Origin of the sequence: Streptomyces sp. NPDC093252, from assembly GCF_040683675.1 — a bacterium.
Lineage (GTDB): Bacteria > Actinomycetota > Actinomycetes > Streptomycetales > Streptomycetaceae > Streptomyces.
Genome location: NZ_JBFBEM010000004.1, coordinates 523,681 through 544,920, shown reverse-complemented (window position 1 = coordinate 544,920; position 21,240 = coordinate 523,681). Strand labels below are relative to the sequence as shown.

Sequence of the window (21,240 nt, the reverse complement as noted above, 5' to 3'; positions counted from 1 at the left end):
GCGGTAATGCCTGCCAGTCACAAGGGAGACGACTCATGGCCAATGTCTCGCACACCAGAGGTGACATATCAAGCCACCCTGATGTCTCCGAAATGCGGGATCGCTATGCCCGCATGCTCGGCGGTCGCGATGTGGCGCTCATGGACGGACCAGTGTTCCTGCTGGGTCTGTACTGTGCGGCGTCCCCGTGGATAGTCCACTACTCGGCCACTCAGCCCGCCCTCGCCACCCACAATCTGATCATGGGGATAGCGATCGGCCTGCTGGCCCTCGGATTCACCAGGGCCCCGGAACGCATGTACGGCCTGAGCTGGGCAATGTGCGCGATGGGCGTGTGGATGATCATCGCGCCGTGGATCGTCGGCACGAACCCCGACCGGGGCGTCATCTGGAACAACGTCGTCATCGGAGCCCTCGCCGTGATCCTGGGCCTGGCCTGCGCCGGTGCGGCCTTCAGGACGGCCCGCAAGCCACTGACGTAGAGGGAAGGACACAGCCGGGAAGGGACAACAGCCGGACGGGTCCGGAAGAACCCGCAAGGGCCCGGAAGAATCCGGAAGGGCCCGCAAGGACTCAGCAAGGACTCCGGAAGGAGTCGGACGAAAGGACGGCCCGGCCGGTCCGCGCGCCTCGCGTATCGCGTATCGCACATCGCGCGCCGCGGACCGGCCAGGTTGTGTCACCGACCGCCGGGCCGGAACGACCCCGGGGCCAGCCCCTGTCGGTCAGGAGAAACGGCCCCGGGTCAGCCCCTCCCGGTCAGGAGAACGGCCCCCGGGGCAGCCCCCTCGGTCAGGACGAAGGCGTCAGCCACGGCTCCTGCGGCAGCACTCGCCCGGTCTCCAGCAGGGTCTTCAGGTTGGACAGCACCTGCGGCCAGCCGAGCGAGACGTCCGCCAGCTCGCCCTCGTCGGGCAGGTCCTCGTGGGTGACGGTCAGGCGGACGATCTCGCCCTGCGGGCGGATGTCGAAGGTGACCCGGGAGTAGGCGTCGTCCCCCCGCTCCGCCTTCGCCGGGTCCGCCCAGCTCGTGATCAGCCGGGTCGGGCGGTCGCTCTCGACGACCGTGCCGACGATGTCCTCGACGCCGGATCCGTCGGTGCGGACGTGCGCCCAGCGCGATCCCGGCCTCCAGTCCGGCGAGACATTGCTGTGGCCCCAGTAGGTGGCGGTCAGATCGGCGTCGGTGAGCGCGTCCCACACCTTCTCGGGTGTGCTCGCGATGTAGGTGACATAGACATAGGTGGGCTTGTCGGTCATGGCTTCCTCGGCTCGTCGCTTCAGGGCACCGAGCGCACGCAGCCGCGGGCGCTCGAACTTGTCGATCCACCGCTCCTGCATCTCCTGGAGCGGCACCGGATTGAGGTAGTGCAGCTTCTCCCTGCCCCGCCGCACCGTGCTGATCAGGTTCGCGGCCTCCAGGACGGCCAGATGCTGGGTCACCGACTGACGGGTCATCTCGATCCGCGCGCACAGCTCGCCGAGCGTCTGCCCGTTCTGCTCGTGCAGCCGGTCCAGCAGCCTGCGGCGGGTGTCGTCGGCCAGCGCCCTGAAGACCTGGTCCATCTCGGAGTCACTCTCTGATCGCACACTCAACGTTATGCAGGCAAATACTTGCATGTCAAGCGGAGACCGCTCCGGGCACCCTGATCCGCATGGATCCAGCGCGGGTACCGGCCGAGGTACTGCTCATCGGCGGACGCGCCGGCGTCGGGAAGACCACGGTCGGCTGGGAGGTCTCGGCCCGGCTGCGGGCGGCGGGCATCGCGCATGCCGTGCTCGACGGCGACTTCCTCGGGATGGTGCATCCGGCGCCGGAGGGCGATCCCCATCGGTCGGCGGTCACCGAGTGCAATCTCACGGCGGTCTGGGCCACCTACGCCGAGCTGGGCCACCGCCGGCTCGTCTACACCAACACCCTGAGCGTGCTGGGCGAAACGGCCGCCATGTTCCACCGTGCGATGGGCGCCGATGTACGGATCGTGCGGGTGCTGCTCACCGCCACCGACGCGACGACCGCCCGGCGGCTGGCCGGGCGCGAGCTGGGCTCGGAACTCGCCCGGGAACTGGCGGGCAGCGCCCGCAAGGCCCGGCTGCTGGACCGGCACGCCCCCGAGGACACGGCACGGGTGACGACCGACGGACGATCGGTGCCGGACCTGGCGGAGGAGGTCGTGCGGCTCACGGGATGGGGGACGACGGCCGCTTCCCCACCTGACGCGTCTCGCTGAGTCGTCCGCGTCGCGGGGTGGGTGACGGCGGGTCGGGGCTGAGGGCGGCACGCCCCGGGAGCGCGTAATCCGGTTGCTCGCCGGGGCGCCCCACCGCTACCGTCCCCGGCATGACATCTCCCGAGTCGGACAGAACCAGGCCGCCGGTCACCCGGCGGCGGACAGGTTCTCAGCCGTAGGGCGTCGCGTCAGTCCCCGACTGCCGGGGCGACGACACCACGCCCCGGCCGATCCGAGCGCTCGGATCGATTGGATCGCTCGGATCGATTGGATCGATCGAGCGGCCCCCCTCGCCCCCGCCTCCCATGACCGGCCCCCTCCCGTATCCGTGGGCCCGGTCGTCGTCCCGTCGTGTCCTTCCGACTCCGCGCACCTCGACCCCGCGCACCTCGACCTCCGTCGACACCGTGTCACCGTCCGCCGGTGACCGGTCGCGGCGCGGCGCGGCCCATGGCATCGCATCCCCCGTTCATTCCGCTGCCGTGGGAGCCGACTTCCGTGCCGTTGTTCATCAGAGTCCTCAGCCTTGCCGTGTTCGCGCAGGGCACGTCCGAATTCATGCTCGCCGGTCTGGTGCCCGGCATCGCGTCCGATCTGGACGTGTCGACCGGCGCCGCCGCGAGCCTCACCTCCGCCTACGCCGTCGGCATGATCGTCGGCGCCCCCGTGATGGCCGCGCTCGGCGCGCGGTGGCCCCGGCGGCGGGCCCTCGCCGGATTCCTGGCGATGTTCGTCGCCGTGCACGCCGTCGGGGCGCTGACCGGCGATTTCGCCGTGCTCTTCGGTACGCGGGTGCTCGCGGCGGTGGCGAACGCCGGGTTCCTCGCGGTCGCCATGTCGGTCGCGCACACCCTGGTGGCGCCGGAGCGCCGGGCGCGGGCGACGGCCGTGCTGCTCTCCGGGGTGACGCTGGCCTGTGTCGTCGGGGTGCCGGCCGGGGCCGCGCTCGGTGAGGTCGCCGGGTGGCGGGCGGCGTTCTGGGCGGTGGCGCTGCTGTGCCTGCCCGCCCTGGCGCTGGTCTTCCGCTCGGCCCCCTCCGACGCGGCCGACCCGTCGGCGGTGTCCCTGCGCGCGGAGCTACGGGTACTGCGGTCGCGGCCGGTACGGGTCGCCCTGGCACTGGGGGCGCTGGTCAACGGGGCCACCTTCGCGACCTTCGCCTATCTCGCGGTGCTGGCCACCGAGGTCACCGGGGTGTCCGCGGGCGTGGTGCCCGCACTGCTGGCGGCGTTCGGGATCGGCTCGTTCGCCGGGGTCACCTGGGCGGGCCGCACCGGGGACGGCACCCTGCGCCGGGACCTGCGGATTGCCCTGCTCGCGCTGCCCGCCGCCTGGGCGGTCCTGGCACTGAGCAGCACCTCGGCCGTGGCGCTGCCGCCGGTCGCCGTTCTGCTCGGGGCGCTGTCGTTCGGCGTCGGCTCGTCGCTGATCAACCGGGTGATGAGCACCGCGACCAACGCCCCGGTGCTCGCCGGGTCGTTCGCGACGGTGGCCTTCAACGCCGGTGCCTTCGCCGGTCCGCTGTGCGCCGCGCTGGCGACCGGGGCCGCAGGGGACGCCCGGCTCGCGGTGTGGGTGAGCGTGGCCCTGTCCGCGGCGGCGGGCGCCGTACTCCTCATGGACGGGGCGGGCCGGCGCAAGGCGCGTCCGGTCACGGCCGACCGCCGGGCGGACCTGCCCTGAGCCGCCGCCCGCAGCCGCAGTGACGCGCCCCCGGCCCCTGCCGCGCCGCTACGCCGCCGCCGGTACCCCGTCCGGCACGTACAGATACGGCGTCGTCGTGGTGAGCGGCTGGAAGCCGAGGCGTTCCAGGATGGGGCGGCTGCGGGCGAGCGCGTCGACCTGGAGGTAGCGGTAGCCGTTCGCGACGGCGACCCGGGCGCGGTGGGCGACCAGGGCGCGGTAGATGCCCTTGCCCCGCCAGGACTCCACCGTGCCGCCCCCGAACAGCCCGGCGAAGCGTGTGCCCGGCAGCAGTTCCAGCCGGGCCGCGCTCACCGGCTCGTCCCCGGCCAGCGCGAGCACCGCCACGACGGCGTCCGGGTCGGCCTTGAGCTGGGCCAGCATCCGCGCTCGCAGCCGGGCCCCGTCCGTGCCGAACGCCTGTTCGTGCACCCGGGCGGCCAGGTCGACGCCGGACGCGTCGGTGACCGGGACGATCCGGATCCCGGCCGGCGCCTCGGCGTCCAGATCGAGGTCGGCCACCTCGACGATCATCAGGGTCTCCTCCGGCTCCGGGGTGAACCCGGCGGCGACGAGCCGCTGTCCCAGATCGAAGGGGTGGTCATGGCCGTAGACCTTCCACTCGAACTCCCGGCCGAGCGCGGTGAAGTCGGTGATCTGGCGGGCGATGGCCGCGTCTGCGGTCGACTCGTCGAGGTCGGACCAGAGCACGCCGTTCCAGCCGTGGGCCGGGGCGATCTGGCGGACCACCCGCCCCACCCGCTCGATCGTCGCGTCGGGCCCGTCGGGGTGCGCACCCTCGCGCATGTCCCGGTCGAAGAGTGCGAGTACCCCGGAGTGATCCATGGGCCACACTCCATCACCGAAGCGTGCTCAGGGCAACGAAATTGGCCGAACCTCACATATCCCTTGGGCCGCGCCGCCGTACGCGACATAGGCTGCCGGGAAGATCACTCCCGGTCGGCGGAGACCGGGGAAGACCGCAGAGCACTGCCGACGACCGGCCGGAGCGCACACCGCCGGGCCGCCGGGCACGACGAGGAGGCCGTACACCATGGTCGAGAGAGCCGAGCTGACGTATCTGCGGCGCTGTCTGGAGCTGGCCGAGGAGGCGCTCGCGGACGGGGACGAGCCGTTCGGATCGGTGCTGGTCGGTGCGGACGGGACGGTCCTGGCGGAGGACCGCAACCGGATCGCCGGGGGTGACAGCACCCGCCACCCCGAGTTCGAGCTGGCCCGCTGGTCGGCCGCACATCTGACGCCCGAGCAGCGCGCGGCGGCCACCGTCTACACCTCCGGCGAGCACTGCCCGATGTGCGCGGCGGCACACGGCTGGGTGGGCCTGGGCCGCATCGTGTATGTGGCGTCCTCGGCGCAACTGGTGTCCTGGCTCGCGGAACTGGGCGTCGAGCCCGCGCCGGTACGCCCGCTGCCGGTCCAGGAGGTGGCTCCGGGAGTGGCGGTGGAGGGGCCGGTACCGGAACTGGAGGCGGAGATCAGGGAACTGCACCGCCGGGCCCATCCGCGCCTCGCCTGAGCCCGCCGGGGTCCGGGGGGTGCGGGGCGCGTGCCGCGGGGTTCACCGGTTGCGCAATCCGCCCGGGGTCGGCCGACCGGCCCGCATGCCCTCGGGACCGGCCGACGGGCCACGCTCCCCGCGACCGACAAGAACAGTCCATTGCCCCGCGACCGACAAGGACAGTCCACAGCCCCGCGGCCGACCAGCACAGCCCGGAGCCCGGCGACCAACCGGCACGGCACACGGCCCCGAGGACCGACCAGCACCGCCCCCGGGACCGACGGCCCCGCAGCGGACCCCCATCACGCCCCCACCACACCTCCGGGCTCCGCCGATCACCCGTACCGGCGGAGCCCGGTCACCGGACGACTCCGGTCACCGGACGATTCCGGCGAGGCCGCATCAGCGGCGCGCGGTCTCCGGGCGGTGGCGCCGGTAGAGCGCGGCCCCGCCCAGTACCAGCGCGCCCGCGCCGAGCGCGACGGGCAGTGTGGCATCCGTACCCGTGTGGGCCAGTGACGCCGTGGTGCCCGGCGGGGCCGGTGCGGGTGCGGCCGGGGCGGGTGCGGGCCGGGCCGGGGTCTCGGCCGCCGGTGTCGGCCTCGGCTTCGGCTCCGGTGTCGTGGGGCGCTCGGGCTCGACGGGCCGCTCGGGGCGTACCGGACGCTCCGGGGGCTTCTGCGGGCCCGGCCCGTTGGCCGACTCGTTGCCGGTCGCGGGGTTGCCCACGCCGACGACGTTCACACTGTTGCCGCTGACATTGACCGGCAGATCGATCGGCAACTGCACTCCATTGCCGGACACCACCCCGGGTGAGCCCGTGGACCCGCCCTCCGCCGACGCCCCGCCGGGCTTCCCCGACCCGGCGCCGCCGCCCGCGCCCTCATTGGCGCAGGCATTGCCCGCGGCCGGGTTGAGGAGCCCTACCACATTGACGGTGTTGCCGCACACATTGATCGGGACGTCCACCGGGAGCTGAATGGTGTTGCCGGAGATCAGCCCCGGTGAACCGGTCGCGCCACCGGCCGCCCCCGCACCGCCGGCCGCGAAGGCGGCCTGTACGGACACCACGGCCATCGCGCCGGAGGCGGCGGCGACCGCGATCACACCGTTCCGGGTAACCCGCTTCATAGGTTCCCTGCCTTCCAGACTTGGTCACGGGCACTCGCCCGCAACGGATAAAACGCAGGCGAACCATCCGAGTTATGGCCAATCCTCCTTTCACCCCATCGAGTGGACAGAGTTATCGAACTGGTCGCAAAACCGGGTATCGATCACATCACGTGATCATCCGGACAGACTGCATGCGGGACTCCATCCGCCCCGGGACGCCGGACACCGGCCGTGGGCTGCCGACGGGCGGCCCGGTCGGCCGCCGCCTATGGTGAGCCGAGGCCCCGTTCCCCGGTTCGCGGCGCGGCATCCGCCACAGGCCGCCCTTGGAGGCATCGATGCTGAGCAGGCTGCTGGTGCGTCCCGCGGTCGTCGCGGCGGCCACCGGTCTCGCACTCGTCGGCACCGCGCTCCCCGCGTCCGCGACAACCTCCGCCACGACCTCCAGTACTGCCGCCTCCCCCGGTTCCCCCGGCTCGGGCCGGACCGCCGCCGCCGCCGAACCCGACCTCACCCGCTTCTACCGCCAGCGGGTGACCTGGGGCGACTGCGAGGGCGACGGAGTCCCCGAGGACCTCCAGTGCGGCACGGTCACCGTGCCCCTGGACTACGCGCGACCCGGCGCCGGAACACTGGACCTGGCCCTCGCCCGCTACCGCGCCACCGGCGACCGGCACGGATCGCTGGTCCTCAACTTCGGCGGGCCCGGCGGCGCCGGGGTGACCGAACTCGCCTACGGCGGCGAGGACTTCATGAACCTCACCGACGGCTACGACGTCGTCGGCTTCGACCCGCGCGGGGTCGGCCGCTCCTCCCCCGTGAGCTGCGGCACCGCCGCCTACGGGACCGGGAGGGCCCCCGAGGAGGAGTCCACCGACCCCCTGGCCGACCCGGCGGCGCTGATGCGGCAGCTCCGCGCGGCGGCGGCCGAGTGCGCCCGGCACTCCGGCCCGGTCCAGCACCACATGGGCACCGTCGACGTCTCCCGCGACCTGGACGTCATACGCCAGGCCGTCGGCGACCGGAAGCTCAACTACCTGGGCTTCTCGTACGGCACCCGGCTGGGCTCGGTGTACGCGGCGCAGTTCCCGGACCGGGTGGGCCGGATGGTCCTGGACGGGGTGGACACCCTCACCGAACCGCTCGCCGCGCAGGGCATCGCGGGCGCCCGGGGCCAGCAGACCGCGCTGGAGGACTTCCTGAACTGGTGCGTCGGCGACCTGGCCTGTCCGTTCGGCCAGGATCCGCGCCGGGCGCGCGAGGACGTCGTACAACTGGTGCGGTCGCTGGACGAGGATCCGGTGCCGACGACCTTCGGCGGGCCGTTCTCCGGTCAGGATCTGGTGGGGGCGATCGGGCAGGCGCTCTACAGCGAGGAGCTGTGGCCGCTGCTGGAGCGGGCGCTCGCCTCGCTGATGGAGGACGGCGACACCCGGGGGGTGGAGAGCTTCGCGACGGGCGGGGCGGCGACACCGGGCGGGGTGGCGGTGTCCACGGCGCCCCGGCCCCATGCACAGACGACCGGGAAACCCACCCCCGACACGACCAGTCCCGGAAAGCCCGTCCCCGACGCCACCACCACAGGGAAGCCCGCTCCCGACGCGACCACCCCCGGAAAGCCGGCCCCCGACACGACCACCCCCGGAAAGCCAGCTCCCCACGCGCGCCCCGCCGGGAAACCCGCTCGCCACGCGACCATCACCGCCGAGGACGACATCCCCTTCGACAATCTCCCGGCCGCCCTGGCCGCCGTGAACTGCGCGGACGACCCCGACCGTCCGGATGCCGGACGGCTCGCCCGGGATCTGGCCCGGCTGCGCCCGGCGTACCAGCGGGCGTCCCCGGTGTTCGGCACCTACCGGCTCACCCAGGTGCTGCTGTGCCACGGCCGCCCCCGGGGCACGGATTTCATCCGCGAGCGGGTCAGGGACGTCGGCTCGGCGAAGATGCTGCTGGTGGGCACGCGAGGCGATCCGGCGACGCCGTACCGATGGACCGAGCAGACGGCGCGGCGGCTGGGTGGTGCGGCGGTCGTGCTGGACAACAAGGGCGACGGGCACACCGGATACGCCTCCTCGAAGTGTGTGCGCGGCAAGGTCGAGGACTTCCTGCTGTACGGTTCGCTGCCGCCGACCGGCAGTTCCTGCGCGGACGAGCGGGGCCGGTGATCAGGGAACCGGCGAGTGCGGGTCCCGGTGATATCGGCCGCGTGCGGGCGATGCCCGACACCTCACACCCAGTGCCGGAAACGCACCGAATGCCCCATCCGTGAATCCGCCCTATGGTGCTGTCATGGAGCACGCACTGAGTCCCGCGACCCTTGCCGAGCTGCGCCGTCCGCGCCCCTATCCGGCCGTCTCCGTCCTCACCCCCACCCATCGCCGTGAACCCGACAACGCCCAGGACCCGGTCCGGCTGCGCAATGTGGTGGCCGAGGCCAAGAAGCAGATGGAGGCGGACCCGGCGGTCACCAGGGAGCGGCGGGCGGAGGTGGTGAGCCAGCTCGACCAGGCGGTCACCGAGGTCGATCTCGCGCACTCCGAGGACGGTCTGGTGATCTTCGCGGCGCCCGGTGAGCACCAGGTGTGGTCGCTGGCCCGGAGTGTGCCGGAGCGGGTGGTGCTGTCGGACACCTTCCTGACCCGCAACCTGGTCTCCGCGCAGGCCGCCGAGCGGCCGTTCTGGGTGCTGTCGGTCTCGGCGGACCGGGTCACGCTGTGGAACGGCGGGGGCGAACGGGTGCGTGCGGCGGCCGTCGGCGGCTTCCCCCTGGTGCGGGAGCCGGAGAACTTCGACCCCGAGCGCCAGGAGCAGATCGGCGACACGCCGAGCACCTTCCGCGACGAGCGCACCCGCGCCTTTCTGCGCGACGCCGACACCGCGATGGACGCCGTACTGCGGGGCAGTCCGCGGCCGTTGTTCGTGACCGGTGAGACGGCCGCGCTGGCGGCGTTCGAGGAGGTCGGCCAGGTCGCGCGGCGCGGGGTGCAGCTTCCGCACGGCGGGCTGGCGCAGGGCACCCCGGACGCGGTGTGGCAGGCGGTGCGCCCGGCGGTCGAGCGGGAGGCGGCGCGCGGGGTGGAGCGGGTGACCGGGGAACTCGAAGCCGCCCGGGGCCGCAAGGAGTTCGCGGCCGGGGTGGACGAGGTGTGGCGCAACGCCCGCGAGGCCCGGGTGCGGCTGCTGGCGGTGGAGGAGAACTTCCGGGTCACCGTCCGCGACGACGGCGACCATCTGATCCCGGCCGAGGGCGGTGACCTCGACTCGCGTGAGGACATCGTGGACGAGATCGTGGAGACGTGCCTGGAGACCGGCGCCGATGTGCGTTTCGTCCCGGACGGCACCCTGGGCGACGCCCGGGGCATCGCGGGCGTCCTGCGCTACTGACCCCGCTTCTCCGTCCCTCCCTCCGCCCGCGATCTACGCTGGCCGAGAGTCGTCGTCGGCCGCGAGGGAGTGTGGACGTGGGTGAGTTGCTGGGGGTCGCCGTGCTGGGTGCCGGGCACATGGGTGCCGACCACATACGGCGGATCGGGAGACGGGTGGGCGGCGCCCGGGTCGTCGCCGTGGCCGACCCCGACCGGCCCCGGGCCGAGCGGGCGACGGCCGGACTGGACGGCGTCGCCCTGCACACGGAGGCGGAGGCCGCCCTCGACACCCCCGGCGTCGACGCGGTGGTGATCGCCACGCCGGACACCCTGCACGAGGCGGCGCTGCTGGCCGCGCTGGAGCGGCGGCTGCCGGTGCTGTGCGAGAAACCGATGACCCCGGATCCGGCGGGCGCCCTGCGCGTCCTCGCCGCCGAGACGGCACTCGGCCGCCGCCTCATCCAGATCGGCTTCATGCGCCGCTACGACCCCGAGTACGCGCGGCTGAAGGAGGCGCTGGACGCCGGGGAGCTGGGCCGGCCGCTGATGCTGCACTGCGTCCACCGCAATGTCTCCGCCCCGCCCGGCTTCACCTCCGCGATGCTGATCAGCAGTTCCGCCTCGCACGAGATCGACGCGGCGCGCTGGCTGCTCGGGCAGGAGATCACCGCCGTCACGGCCCTGCGGCCGAGCCCTTCCACACAAGCGCCGGGCGGGCTCCAGGACCCGCAGTTCCTGCTGTTCGAGACGGCGGGCGGCGCGCTGGTGGACGTGGAGATCTTCGTCCACTGCGGCGTCGGCTACCAGGTCCGCTGCGAGGTGGTGGGCGAGCGGGGCAGCGCCCGGATCGGCGAGGAGCACGGCCTGCGGATCACCGGCGGGGCCGGGGCCCGCACGGAGGTCCCGCAGGACTATGTCGTCCGGTTCGCGGACGCCTACGACCGTGAACTGCGCGCCTGGGTGGACGCCGTACGGGACGGCCGGGTCACCGGCCCGAGCGCCTGGGACGGCTATGCGGCGACCGCCGTCGCCGAGGCGGGCGTCCGCGCCCTGGGGAGCGGCACCCGCACCCCGGTCGAACTGGCCCCGCGCCCGCCCCTGTACGGCTGAGGCGTGTCCGGCGCGCTCATACGTCCGCCCCCGTGTACGCCGCCCGCAGCAGCGCCCGCGCGTCGCCCCGGGTCACCGGGCGGGGGTTGGCGAAGGGCTGCTGGGCGAGGAGCAGTTCGGCGGTGGGGTCGATGTCCGCCTCCGTCATGCCCAGGTCGGCCAGGGAGCGGGGGGCGCCGAGGGAGCGGGACAGCTCCTGGAGGGCGGTGGGCGGGTACCCGGTGTCCAGCGCCCGGCCGAGCGGGGCGAGCCGGTCCCGGGCGGCCTCCTCGTTGAAGGCGAGGACGTGGGGCAGGACCACGGTGTGGGTCTCGGCGTGCGGCAGATCGAGCGCGCCCCCGAGGACATGGCACAGCCTGTGGTGCAGGGACATGGTGGTGACGCCGAGGCAGGACCCGCACAGCCAGGCCCCGTACAGGGCGTCCGCGCGGGCCCGCCGGTCGCCGGGCTCGCGGACGATCCCCGGCAGCGCGCCCGCCAGCCGCCGTACGCCCTCCTCGGCGAGCAGGGCGACGAAGGGGGAGGTGTCGGGGGCGTAGAGGGCCTCCACGGCGTGCGCGACGGCGTTCATGGCGCTGGTGACGGAGGTGCGGGCGGGCAGGGTGAGGGTGAGATCGGGGTCGTAGAGGACGGTGCGGGGCAGGACGGCGGGGTCGCGGCCGGTGGTCTTGCGCCCGGCGTCGGTCAGGCCCCAGACCGGGGTCATCTCGGACCCGGCGTAGCTGGTGGGGACGGCCAGGTAGGGCAGGCCGGGGTCGAGGGCGAGGGCCTTGGCCAGTCCGGTGGTGGAGCCGCCGCCGACCGCCACGCAGCCGTCGGCCGCGAGGTCCCTGGCCACCCCGCGCGCCCGGTCGGCGACCGCCACGGGCACATGCATCCGCGCCTCGGTGAACCGGCCCGCGCACCGCTCCCCGAGCAGCGCGGCGGCGGTCGCCGCGAGGTCCGCGCGGCCCGGCGTGGACAGCACCAGCAGCCTGCGCAGCCCCAGGTCGGCGGCCAGTCGGGGCAGCGCGGCCAGGGTGCCGGCCCCGAAGCTCACCCGCGTGGACGGCGGCTGGTGGTCGAACGCGAACGCCTCGCGTCCGGCGTCGTCGGCGGAACCCATGGGGATCTCCTTCGTGGTGCGGGAGGGACACGGCCGGGGAACAGTCCAAGGATCAAGGAACAGGAAAACAGTTCAACAGGACAACGAGCGAACGACGGAACGAGAGAAGGCGAGAGCGGGATGCACCCGGACCCGACCCCCACCGGCGACGGCGCCACCGGAAACGGCCCGGCCGCGGACGTCACCTCCCCCGAGGAGATCACCGCGGCCGTCGTCGCGAGCTTCGGCGGCTGTCCGCAGCCCCGGCTGCGGCTGCTCCTGGAGCAACTGGTCCACCATCTGCACGCCTACGCCACCGAGGTGGGCCTCACCCAGGAGGAGTGGTACGCGGGAATCCGGTTCCTGACGGCGGCGGGCCGGATCACGACCGGGGAGCGGCAGGAGTTCATCCTGCTCTCGGACACGCTCGGGCTGTCCATGCTGGTCGACGCCCTCCACCACGAGCAGGGCGGGACCACCACCGAGTCCACCGTCCTCGGCCCGTTCTGGGCGGCGGGCTCACCGCTGCGCCCGTACGGCGCCACGATCGCCGAGCGCCCCGCCGGGACGCCCGCGTGGGTCCACGGCCGGGTCACGGACCCGAGCGGCACCCCCGTCGCCGGGGCCGTGCTCGATGTCTGGCAGAACGGCGACGACCGGCTCTACGCGGTGCAGGACCCGGACGCGCCCGAACACCATCTGCGGGGCCGCTTCCGCACCCGGGAGGACGGCTCGTACGCCTTCGCCGCGGTGCGGCCCACGCCGTATCCGATTCCCGACGACGGGCCGGTGGGGCGGATGCTCGGCGCCGCGGGGCGGCATCCCTGGCGGCCCGCGCATATCCATCTGCGCCTCGACGCACCCGGTTTCCAGTCGCTGACCACGCACATCTTCGACGCGGACAGCGCCTATCTCGACTCGGACACGGTCTTCGCGGTCAAGCCGTCGCTGATCCGTGCCTTCGTGCCGCGCGCCGGCGACGACCCGGAGCGGCCCCCCGGCGTCGAGGGCCCCTGGTTCTCCGTCCGCAACGACCTGGTGCTGTCCCCGGCACCCGCGCGGCCGGCCGGGGGCTGACCTACGGCTGGCCGGTCAGCTCGTTGAGGCAGCGCTCCACGGCGGGGCCGAGGTCCTCGGCGCCGGGGGTCACGATGGCGTAGGTCCGGACCAGGAACCGGCGCAGGGCGGCGGTGTCGAACTGGAGCAGGGCCAGTCCGTAGGGGGAGTGGAATTCGAGAACGGTCCGGCTCCGGCCGCAGGGCCAGATGTGGACATCGCCCTCGCCGACCGGGCCGTCGAGCCCGGCCGCGAGCAGGGCGCGGGCGAACGTCCAGACGACATCCTCACCGGCCAGGGTCACCTCGGGCGGGAAGGCCACGTGCACGGCGAGGGGGTCGCTGGAGCAGTAGTGCAGGGTGGCGGGGACGGGGAGCTCCTCCTCGCCCGTGATCAGTCGGGCACGGGCGGGTTGGTCGAGGGTGATCTCCATGGCCGTCTCCCCTGAGGTCGTCCGGATTTCCGGTGTGCTGTTACGACCCCGGACACCCACTTCCCCGTACGCCCCCGCCATGATCAATTTATGTGACCTGCGTCACAGCGAGAGAGGCGCGCCCGCGGAACCCGGCCCGCGCCGAGCGCGGCATCATGCACCCGTCCGTCAACACGCGTAGGGCGACTACGCCGACTCCGGGCCCCGGTGATAGGCCGAAGTCGCAGGACAGTCCGGCCGTGGAGACGGTGGCATATGCCTGAAGCACCACCGTATCGTGTGTTGCCAAATCCCTTACAGGGCGTGGCGGCCTGTGCGACAGTCGTAGCGGTCCCATCGCCAGCCCTGGTCGTACCTCCCCCGGCCCCGGCCCGCCCGGAGCGGGGGAGTCCCCTCGCATCGGAGTGCGTCATGCCGTCCCCTCTCCCAGCGGACCGCCCCGCCGCCCGGCTGCCCTCGGGCGCCCCGGTCGAAGCGTTGATCACACAGACCCGCCGGCTCAAGGGCGATGTGGACGCCGTACGACGGGACACCTCGGAGGACGACTGCGCGCCCCGCCGCCGCTGGCAGCGCGCGCTCTACGATCTGGCCCTGCATCAGCTCGACGACCTGGACGAGCACTTGGCCCAGTTGCGGGACGGCCCCCGGGCCGCCGTCCCCGCCCCGCGGCCGGCGCCGCCCGCCCCGGCGGGCGGTTCGCTGCTGGCCCGGGTCGGCAGCGCGGAGTGGAACCTGCTGACGGACGAGGCCAACTGGTCCGCCGAACTGCACACCATCCTCGGCCGCGACCCCGCCGCTCCCCCGCTCACCCTCGACGAACTGCCCTCCCTGGTGCACGAGGAGGACCGCCCCCGGCTGACCGCGATGGTGACGGACTGCCTGGTCGACGCCCGGCGGATCGACGGCGAGTTCCGGGTGCTGCGCCCGGACGGCGGGATCCGCACCGTGCACATGATGGGCGAGCCCGTGCTCGACGCCGACGGCAGCACCGCCTCCATGTGGGCCGTGCTGCGTGATGTCAGCGCGCTGCGCCGCAGCCAGGCCGCCGTGAGCGAGACCCGTGACTCGCTGCGGCGCCACCGGGAGCGGGAGCACTCGGGGCACCGGCTCGCGGTCGAGTCGCGGGAGGCCGCCGTCCCCGCGTGGCGCGGCCCCCTGCGGCTCCCGCGACAGGGCGCCGGACTCGATCTCGCCGCCCGCGCGCTGCCCGCCTCCCCGGGCACCCCGACCGGCGGCGACTGGTACGACGTCCTGGAACTGCCCGACGGGGACACCCTGCTGACGATCGGTGAACTGACCGGGCGCGGCCCCGCCGTGACCGCGGACGTGGCGATGGCGCTGGGCGCGGTGCGGGGGATGGCGATGGCCGGGACCGGACCCGGCCAACTGCTGTCCTGGCTCAACCAGTTGCTCGACAGCGGCGCCGAACCCGCCCTGGGCAGCGCGGTCTGCTGCCGCTACCGCCCGGCGGCCCGGACCCTGACCTGGGCCCGCGCGGGACACCCCGCCCCGCTGCTGTTCCGCGACGGGACGGGGGGCCGGCTGACCGCTCCGGACGGGGTGCTGCTGGGCGCCACCTCGGGTGCCGAGTACGGCGAGACCGAGGTGACCCTCGTACCGGGTGATCTGCTGTTGTTCCACACCGACGGGCTGGTGCCCGTCGAGGGGCGCTCCTTCGTGGAGAGCCCGCTCCTCGATCTGGCCCCCCGGCTGTCCGGGGCGCGGACGGCTCAGGACGGTCTGGACACGGTCGAGGAGGAGTTCGGCGGGAGCGGACGCGAGGACGACGCCTGCGTGCTCATCGCCAGGGTGACGTCGTAGGGACGAGGGGGACGGGGGCCGTGGGGCGGCCCCGGGTCATGCCGGGGTGCCGCTGCCGCCGCCCTTGCCCTTGGCCCGGCTGAGGGCGGTCTTCAGTTCCTCCCGGAGTTCGCTGATGCGCGGGTGGTCCGCGTACTGGGCGGTGAGCCGGTACATCTGGTGCATCCGGTCCCAGGTGCGGTGCGAGGAGTTGCTGCCCATCGACTTCAGGGCCGCGCGGGCGTAGGTGGCGCCCTGATCGGGGTCGTTCGCGATGAAGCTCGCGGACGCCATCGACAGATGGTCGAAGATCTTCGACCGCTCCCGCCCGTCGTTGCGCAGGGCGAGCGCCTTCTCCGCGTAGTGCTGCGCGTGCCCGGCGGCCCCGGGGTCGAACTCCGCGAGGCTGCGGTAGGACAGGGCCTGCATCCCGTACAGATCCTCGTCCTTGAAGGTCTTCATCCAGCTCGGGGTCTCCTCGTCGCTCCCGGCGACGAAGAGGTCCTCGGCCCGGCCCAGGGTGCGGCGCATGGCCTGGCCCCTGCCCATCGACGCCTGCGCCCATGCCTCGATGGTGTGGAACATGGACCGGGTCTGGGGCAGCATCTGCTCCCCCGCGCCCGAATGGGCGAGTTTCATCAGGTCCAGCGCCTCGTCGGGGCGGCCCAGATGGACCATCTGCCGGGCCGCCCGGGAGAGCGCCTCGCCGGCCCGGGGCCGGTCACCGCCCTCGCGGGCGGCCTGGGCGGCGATCACGAAGTACTTCTGGGCCGTGGGCTCCAACCCCACGTCGTGCGACATCCAGCCCGCCAGGGCGGCGAGGTCGGCCGCCACGCACCACAGGCGGCGCTGGAGATGCGGAGGGTGATGGTAGGCGAGCATGCCGCCCACCTCGTTGAGCTGGCCCACGACCGCCTTGCGTTGCAGCCCGCCCCCGCGGGCCGCGTCCCAGGCTCGGAACACTTCGACCGAACGCTCCAGTTCCTCGATCTCCTGCGATCCGATGGGGGCGGCCTCGTAGCGGTCGAACCCAGCGGGGTCGGCGTGCAGGGGGTTGTCGAGTACGGGAGCGTCGGGGGTCAGGGCCGGATCGGTGTGCAGCCAGTCGTGCATGGCGCTGCTGAGTGCGGATCCCGCGGCGAGCACGGCGCCCGCGCCCACCAGACCGCGTCGGTTGAGCATGAGGTCCATTCCCGTGAAATCGATGAGGAACGCGGCCGTCCGTCCGGGCGCCCAGGGCAGTTCGCCGGGATGCTGTTGCTCCGTGCTCCCGTCGCCCTGCCGTTTCCCCACGCGCCCGTGCCGGACCAGACCGAGGTCCTCGATGGTCACGACACGGCCGAGACGCTCGGTGAACAGGGCCGCCAGCACCCGCGGTACGGGATCGCGCGGGATCTCTCCCATGTCGATCCAGCGCCGCACCCGCGAGGTGTCGGTCGAGAGCTGGGGGTGGCCCATGGCCGCCGCCTGCTTGTTGACCAGCCTCGCGAGCTCGCCCTTGGACCAGCCGGCCAGGCCGAACAGGTCCGCCAGGCGGGTGTTGGATGGTCCGCTCACGTCAAGCCCCCAGGTTCTCGGCTGAGTTGACATTAGCCCGGTGAAAGGTGCCGAGCGACTATTCGCCAGGGTTCGCCAGGGTGCGCCAGATGGTGTGCCACCGGGCACGGGGTGTCAGGTAGGAAAGCGCCACCCCGACCCGGCGGCCGTACTGGTACACGGTGCACTCCCCAGGGTGCACCAAGGTCACCGGGCCGGGGTGCGTATGACGTCGCAGGCACACGAAGGGATCTGTTTCGCCCATGTACGCAGCCTCGTCCTCCGTGTCCGCACCGCCCCGGCCGCTCCGCCCGCGCCCCCAGGGCACGGTCCCCGCCCGTCCCGGCGAGGCCCCCCTGCCGGGTGGCGGCCCCTATCTCGCCCCCGCGCGAGGGGCCGGAGCCGTGCTCGGCGCGGGCCGGGCCCGGCGCGCGGGCCTCGGCAACCAACCGCTCAGCGGGAGACTCGACTTGTCCGGCCCCCAGGGCGCGCAACTGCGGACGGCCATCGCGTCGGTGCACCGGATCTGCCCGGAGTTCGCCCCGGTGCAGGTACTGCGCCGCAGCAACCGCGCCGTGCTCCTCGTCGGGACGACCGGACGCAGCACCGCCGTCGCCAAGTGTTTACTGGATCAGTCACCCCGGTGGGCCGAGCGGATCCGGCACGAGATAGCGGCATACCGCTCGTTCGTCCGGCACCGCCCCCCGGTGCGGGTGCCGAGGCTGATCGCGGCGGACCCGGACAACTGCACACTGGTCATCGAGCGGATGCCGGGCCGGGCCGCGGCGCTGCACCGCCACCCCGCCGAGGCCCCGCCCCGCGCGGACATCCGGGCGGCGCTCGGCGCGATCTGCCGGCTGAACGCCTGGCGTCCCCCGGCGGGCACCTTCAGCGCCCCGGTGGACTACGCGGACCGGATCTCCCGCTTCCACGAGCAGGGCCTGCTCACGGACCGGGATCTCGGTGACCTCCAGAAGCTGCTGCACGGCATCGCGGCGAGCGCGGGCCGTCAGGGCATGGGCCAGTTCTGCCACGGGGACGCCCTGCTGTCCAACATGCTGCTGTCCCCGGCCGGTCCGGTGCTGGTGGACTGGGAGCACGCGGGCTGGTATCTGCCGGGCTACGACCTGGCGACCCTCTGGTCGGTGCTGGGCGACGCCCCCGGGGCCCGTCGGCACATCAGCCAGATCGCCCAGCAGGCGGGACCGGCGTCCCGGGACGCCTTCCTGGTGAATCTGATGCTGGTGCTGACCCGGGAGATCCGTACCTACGAGACCGCAGTACAGCGTTCCATGCGCGAGCCCACCCCGGCGGCGGGGGCGGGAACGCCGGGCGCGGTGCCCAGCGGCGAGGAGCAGCGGCTGCTGCTGCGACGGCTGCACGACGACTGCCAGATGGCCCGCAGGGCGGTCCGGGCAGCGGTCGGCACCCGCTGACGGCACGGGAGAGGAGCGAAGGGGAAAAAGGGGAAAGGGGAAGAGGAGAGGAACGGCCCGTGGTGCGCCGGGACAGCGGCGCACCACGGGCTTCCCCATGTCCGGCGCCCAGGGCCGTCGGCGCGGCCATTGGTGTACGCCGGTGACGCCGCACAGGTCATCCCGGTGCCCCCGTGAAACCCCGCCGACCTGCGCCGACACGGCATCTCGGATACGACTGGGCATGATTGACGGATCGTCGGGAAGCGGCTACCACTGGCACTCCGGCCCCGTACGGCTCCGCGTGTCCGCCCGTCCCTGGAGGCTGTCTTGCGTCCATCCCCCACCGCCGCCCGCAGGAGTGCCGGAGGGCTGGCCGTCGCCGCGCTGCTGCTGCCGCTGCTGGGCGCCGCCCCGGCCCCGCGCGCCGGGCTCCAAGAGGCGTTCGCCGCGGCCTCCGCCGCGTACGGGGTGCCGCGGAGCGTGCTGCTGGGGGTGTCGTACCTCCAGTCCCGGTGGGACGGCCACGGCGGGGCGGCGAGCGTGACCGGCGGATACGGTCCGATGCACCTCACCGACGCCCGTACGGCACTGGCGGACGCTCCCCACCACAGCGAGGGCGCCGAGGACCCGCGCGGCGACAGTGCCCGCCCCGCTCTGCCGCCCACCGCCGTGCCGTCCCGCGACACGGAGCTGCCCGCGCGGCTGACGACCCTGCGCCGGGCGGCGGAACTGACCGGGCTGGGCGCCGAGCGACTGCGCACGGACCCGGCGGCGAACGTGGCGGGCGGCGCGGCGCTGCTGGCCGCCGCGCAGCGGGAGCTGGGCGCCCCGGCGAGCGGCGATCCGGCCCGCTGGTACGGGGCGGTGGCCCGGTTCTCCGGCGCGGACGACTCGGCGACGGCGACGGCCTACGCCGACGAGGTGTTCGCGGTGATCCGGGCCGGGGAGCGGCGGGTGACGGACTCCGGTGAGCGGATCGCGCTGCCCGCGACGCCGGGTCTGGCGCCGGACACCGAACAGGTGACGGCGCTCGGGCTGCGGACCCCGGCGGCGGACGGTACGGAGTGCCCCGCACGCGTGTCCTGCGAGTGGATCCCGGCGCCCTACGAGCAGTTCGGCGACGGCGACTACGGCAACCACGACCTGGGCGGACGGCCCGGGACCCAGCGCATCCGGACCATCGTCGTCCATGACACGGAGGGCCGCTGGGAAGGCGTCCTGGACATGGTCCAGGATCCCGCCTACGTCTCCTGGAACTACACCCTGCGCTCCACGGACGGCCATATCGCGCAGCACGTCAGGGCGAAGGACGTGGCCTGGCACGCGGGCAACTGGTACACCAACGCCACGTCGATCGGGCTGGAGCACGAGGGGTTCCTGGCGTCGCCGGACGCCTGGTACACGGAGGCGATGTACCGCTCCTCGGCCCGTCTGGTCCGGTATCTCGCCGACCGGTACGGCATCCCGCTGGACCGGCAGCACATCCTCGGCCACGACAATGTGCCCGGCCCGACGGCGGCGACCGTCCCCGGGATGCACACCGACCCCGGGCCCTACTGGGACTGGGCGCACTACTTCGAGCTGCTGGGGCGCCCCTTCGGGCCGACCGCGGAGGCGGGCGCCGGGCTGGTGACGATCCTGCCGGAGTACGCGAAGAACCGGCCTCCGTTCACCGGCTGCGCCACGAAGGGCGAGCCGTGCGCGGTGCACGGCTCCGGCGCGGTCCGGCTGCGGACCGGGCCCGGGGCGTCGTATCCGCTGGTCAGGGATGTGGGGCTGCGGCCGGGCGGGGAGCCGTCCACGATCGATGTGAACGACATCGGCTCGCGGGTCGCCACCGGCCAGCAGTACGCGGTGGCGGGCCGGGACGGGGACTGGACGGCGATCTGGTACCTGGGGCAGAAGGCGTGGTTCCACGATCCGGCGGGGGCGCCGGTGGCGGTGCCCGCGCGGGGCAAGGTGATCACTCCTCGGGAGGGGCGGGCGAGTGTGCCGGTGTACGGCCGGGCGTACCCGGAGCCGTCGGCGTACCCCGAGGGGGTTCCGGCCCAGCCGGTGTCACCGCTGCCGTACACCCTGCCCGCGGGGCAGCGGTATGTGGTGGGGGACGAGGTGCGGGGGGCGTACTACTACGCGGTCACCTTCGCCACGGACGGGCACCGGGTGGTGACCGGGAAGGACCGGTACTACGCGATCCAGTTCGGTCACCGGGTGGCGTATGTGAAGGCGTCCGATGTGCGGCTGTCCCGGTCGTAGCGGGGGTCAGCCCTGCTGGAACAGCTCCGCCGGGAGGGGCTTGAGGAGGGCGTAGAGGTCGTCGGTGATGGGGCGGTCCCAGGCGGCGATGGTGACCAGGACGCCGTCGCTGCGGTCGAACTGGACGCAGGAGATCCGGCTCTCGGAGAGCTTCACGCGCCGCACGATCAGCAGGTTGTCGCCCTGCATCACCGGGACGTCCTCGGTGCCGGTGACGGTGACCTCCTCGTCGTTCTCCAGCGCGAGGAGGAGCTGGCCGACCTCGAAGGGGATCTGGCCCTCGGCGACCTCGCGGGCCGGGGAGCCTTCCGGGAGGTTGCCGATGATCATCGCGGGGCCACGGCCGCCGAAGAGGTCGTAGCGCAGGAAGACGCCCTGGCAACTGCCGTCGGGGGCGGGGAGCAGACCGGCGCCGAGATTGCCGGGCCAGTCGCCCGGGTCCATGGCCAGTACGTCGAAGTCGGGCCCGGCGGGGGTGGCGCTGCGGCGGCGGAGGAACGACATGCGGCCATGGTACGGGGTCCCTCCGGGGCGGGGGGATTGTGCGGGTGCGGGGTTCCCCTGGGGCGGGGGGATTGTGCGGGTGCGTTGGGGGGATGCGCAGTTCCCCGCGCCCCTGGGGGGAGGGGGGTG

At 73.5% G+C, this 21,240-nt stretch carries 18 protein-coding genes; 11 read left to right on the top strand and 7 right to left on the bottom strand.

Translation table 11 applies throughout. From position 1 onward, the window contains the following. The first annotated feature begins 35 nt into the window (after positions 1-35). Positions 36-482: an SPW repeat protein gene (locus tag AB0O01_RS11280; RefSeq protein ID WP_365312308.1), complete on the top strand. Its 447-nt coding sequence runs from the start codon at positions 36-38 to the stop codon at positions 480-482. 310 nt (positions 483-792) lie between these two features. Here the strand turns inward: AB0O01_RS11280 and AB0O01_RS11275 are convergent, their stop codons facing one another. Continuing rightward, positions 793-1,566, bottom strand: coding sequence for a metalloregulator ArsR/SmtB family transcription factor (locus AB0O01_RS11275; protein WP_365312460.1), 774 nt, complete (start codon positions 1,564-1,566; stop codon positions 793-795). A gap of 89 nt (positions 1,567-1,655) precedes the next feature. Here AB0O01_RS11275 and AB0O01_RS11270 point away from each other — a divergent pair, with 89 nt between their 5' ends. After that, positions 1,656-2,231: a hypothetical protein gene (locus tag AB0O01_RS11270; RefSeq protein ID WP_365312307.1), complete on the top strand. Its 576-nt coding sequence runs from the start codon at positions 1,656-1,658 to the stop codon at positions 2,229-2,231. Between the two features lie 498 nt (positions 2,232-2,729). Beyond that, the gene (locus tag AB0O01_RS11265; RefSeq protein WP_365312306.1) at positions 2,730-3,914 is read left to right on the top strand and encodes a Cmx/CmrA family chloramphenicol efflux MFS transporter; all 1,185 of its coding nucleotides are present in this window, start codon (positions 2,730-2,732) and stop codon (positions 3,912-3,914) included. A gap of 48 nt (positions 3,915-3,962) precedes the next feature. Here the strand turns inward: AB0O01_RS11265 and AB0O01_RS11260 are convergent, their stop codons facing one another. Next, entirely contained in the window at positions 3,963-4,760 is a 798-nt protein-coding gene (locus AB0O01_RS11260; protein ID WP_365312304.1) for a GNAT family N-acetyltransferase, read from the bottom strand. Positions 4,761-4,968: 208 nt separating this feature from the next. On the opposite strand from AB0O01_RS11260, the gene AB0O01_RS11255 reads away from it, so the two are divergent. Beyond that, on the top strand, positions 4,969-5,451 hold the full coding sequence (locus AB0O01_RS11255) for a nucleoside deaminase (RefSeq protein ID WP_365312302.1): 483 nt from the start codon (positions 4,969-4,971) through the stop codon (positions 5,449-5,451). Positions 5,452-5,835: 384 nt separating this feature from the next. On the opposite strand, the gene AB0O01_RS11250 is transcribed toward AB0O01_RS11255, so the two are convergent. Further along, positions 5,836-6,564: a chaplin family protein gene (locus AB0O01_RS11250; RefSeq protein WP_365312301.1), complete on the bottom strand. Its 729-nt coding sequence runs from the start codon at positions 6,562-6,564 to the stop codon at positions 5,836-5,838. Between the two features lie 320 nt (positions 6,565-6,884). Here AB0O01_RS11250 and AB0O01_RS11245 point away from each other — a divergent pair, with 320 nt between their 5' ends. From AB0O01_RS11245 to AB0O01_RS11235, 3 genes are all read left to right on the top strand, one after another. Further along, positions 6,885-8,714, top strand: a complete 1,830-nt coding sequence (locus AB0O01_RS11245; protein ID WP_365312299.1) for an alpha/beta fold hydrolase — start codon at positions 6,885-6,887, stop codon at positions 8,712-8,714. Between the two features lie 124 nt (positions 8,715-8,838). After that, positions 8,839-9,933 carry a chemotaxis protein gene (locus AB0O01_RS11240; protein WP_365312297.1) on the top strand — a complete coding sequence of 365 codons (1,095 nt, stop codon included), beginning with the start codon at positions 8,839-8,841 and terminating at the stop codon, positions 9,931-9,933. 77 nt (positions 9,934-10,010) lie between these two features. Further along, a complete protein-coding gene (locus tag AB0O01_RS11235; protein ID WP_365312295.1) occupies positions 10,011-11,024 on the top strand; it encodes a Gfo/Idh/MocA family oxidoreductase in 1,014 nt (337 codons plus the stop codon). Positions 11,025-11,040: 16 nt separating this feature from the next. On the opposite strand, the gene AB0O01_RS11230 is transcribed toward AB0O01_RS11235, so the two are convergent. Beyond that, positions 11,041-12,129 (bottom strand): maleylacetate reductase, encoded by a 1,089-nt coding sequence (locus AB0O01_RS11230; protein WP_365312293.1) that lies wholly within the window; start codon positions 12,127-12,129, stop codon positions 11,041-11,043. 120 nt (positions 12,130-12,249) lie between these two features. Between AB0O01_RS11230 and AB0O01_RS11225 the strand changes: the two genes are divergently transcribed. Continuing rightward, complete coding sequence (locus AB0O01_RS11225) at positions 12,250-13,185, top strand: dioxygenase (RefSeq protein WP_365312291.1); 936 nt, start codon at positions 12,250-12,252, stop codon at positions 13,183-13,185. Between the two features lies 1 nt (position 13,186). Here AB0O01_RS11225 and AB0O01_RS11220 read toward each other — a convergent pair whose 3' ends face one another. Next, entirely contained in the window at positions 13,187-13,597 is a 411-nt protein-coding gene (locus AB0O01_RS11220) for an SsgA family sporulation/cell division regulator (RefSeq protein ID WP_365312289.1), read from the bottom strand. Between the two features lie 411 nt (positions 13,598-14,008). On the opposite strand from AB0O01_RS11220, the gene AB0O01_RS11215 reads away from it, so the two are divergent. Then, positions 14,009-15,418 (top strand): SpoIIE family protein phosphatase, encoded by a 1,410-nt coding sequence (locus tag AB0O01_RS11215; protein ID WP_365312287.1) that lies wholly within the window; start codon positions 14,009-14,011, stop codon positions 15,416-15,418. A gap of 36 nt (positions 15,419-15,454) precedes the next feature. Here AB0O01_RS11215 and AB0O01_RS11210 read toward each other — a convergent pair whose 3' ends face one another. After that, the gene (locus AB0O01_RS11210) at positions 15,455-16,954 is read right to left on the bottom strand and encodes a hypothetical protein (protein WP_365312286.1); all 1,500 of its coding nucleotides are present in this window, start codon (positions 16,952-16,954) and stop codon (positions 15,455-15,457) included. 242 nt (positions 16,955-17,196) lie between these two features. Between AB0O01_RS11210 and AB0O01_RS11205 the strand changes: the two genes are divergently transcribed. Both AB0O01_RS11205 and AB0O01_RS11200 read left to right on the top strand, forming a co-directional pair. Beyond that, positions 17,197-18,369: an aminoglycoside phosphotransferase family protein gene (locus tag AB0O01_RS11205; RefSeq protein ID WP_365312284.1), complete on the top strand. Its 1,173-nt coding sequence runs from the start codon at positions 17,197-17,199 to the stop codon at positions 18,367-18,369. 309 nt (positions 18,370-18,678) lie between these two features. After that, positions 18,679-20,607: an N-acetylmuramoyl-L-alanine amidase gene (locus AB0O01_RS11200; protein ID WP_365312283.1), complete on the top strand. Its 1,929-nt coding sequence runs from the start codon at positions 18,679-18,681 to the stop codon at positions 20,605-20,607. A gap of 6 nt (positions 20,608-20,613) precedes the next feature. On the opposite strand, the gene AB0O01_RS11195 is transcribed toward AB0O01_RS11200, so the two are convergent. Continuing rightward, positions 20,614-21,111, bottom strand: a complete 498-nt coding sequence (locus tag AB0O01_RS11195) for a hypothetical protein (protein ID WP_365312282.1) — start codon at positions 21,109-21,111, stop codon at positions 20,614-20,616. Positions 21,112-21,240: the final 129 nt, after the last annotated feature.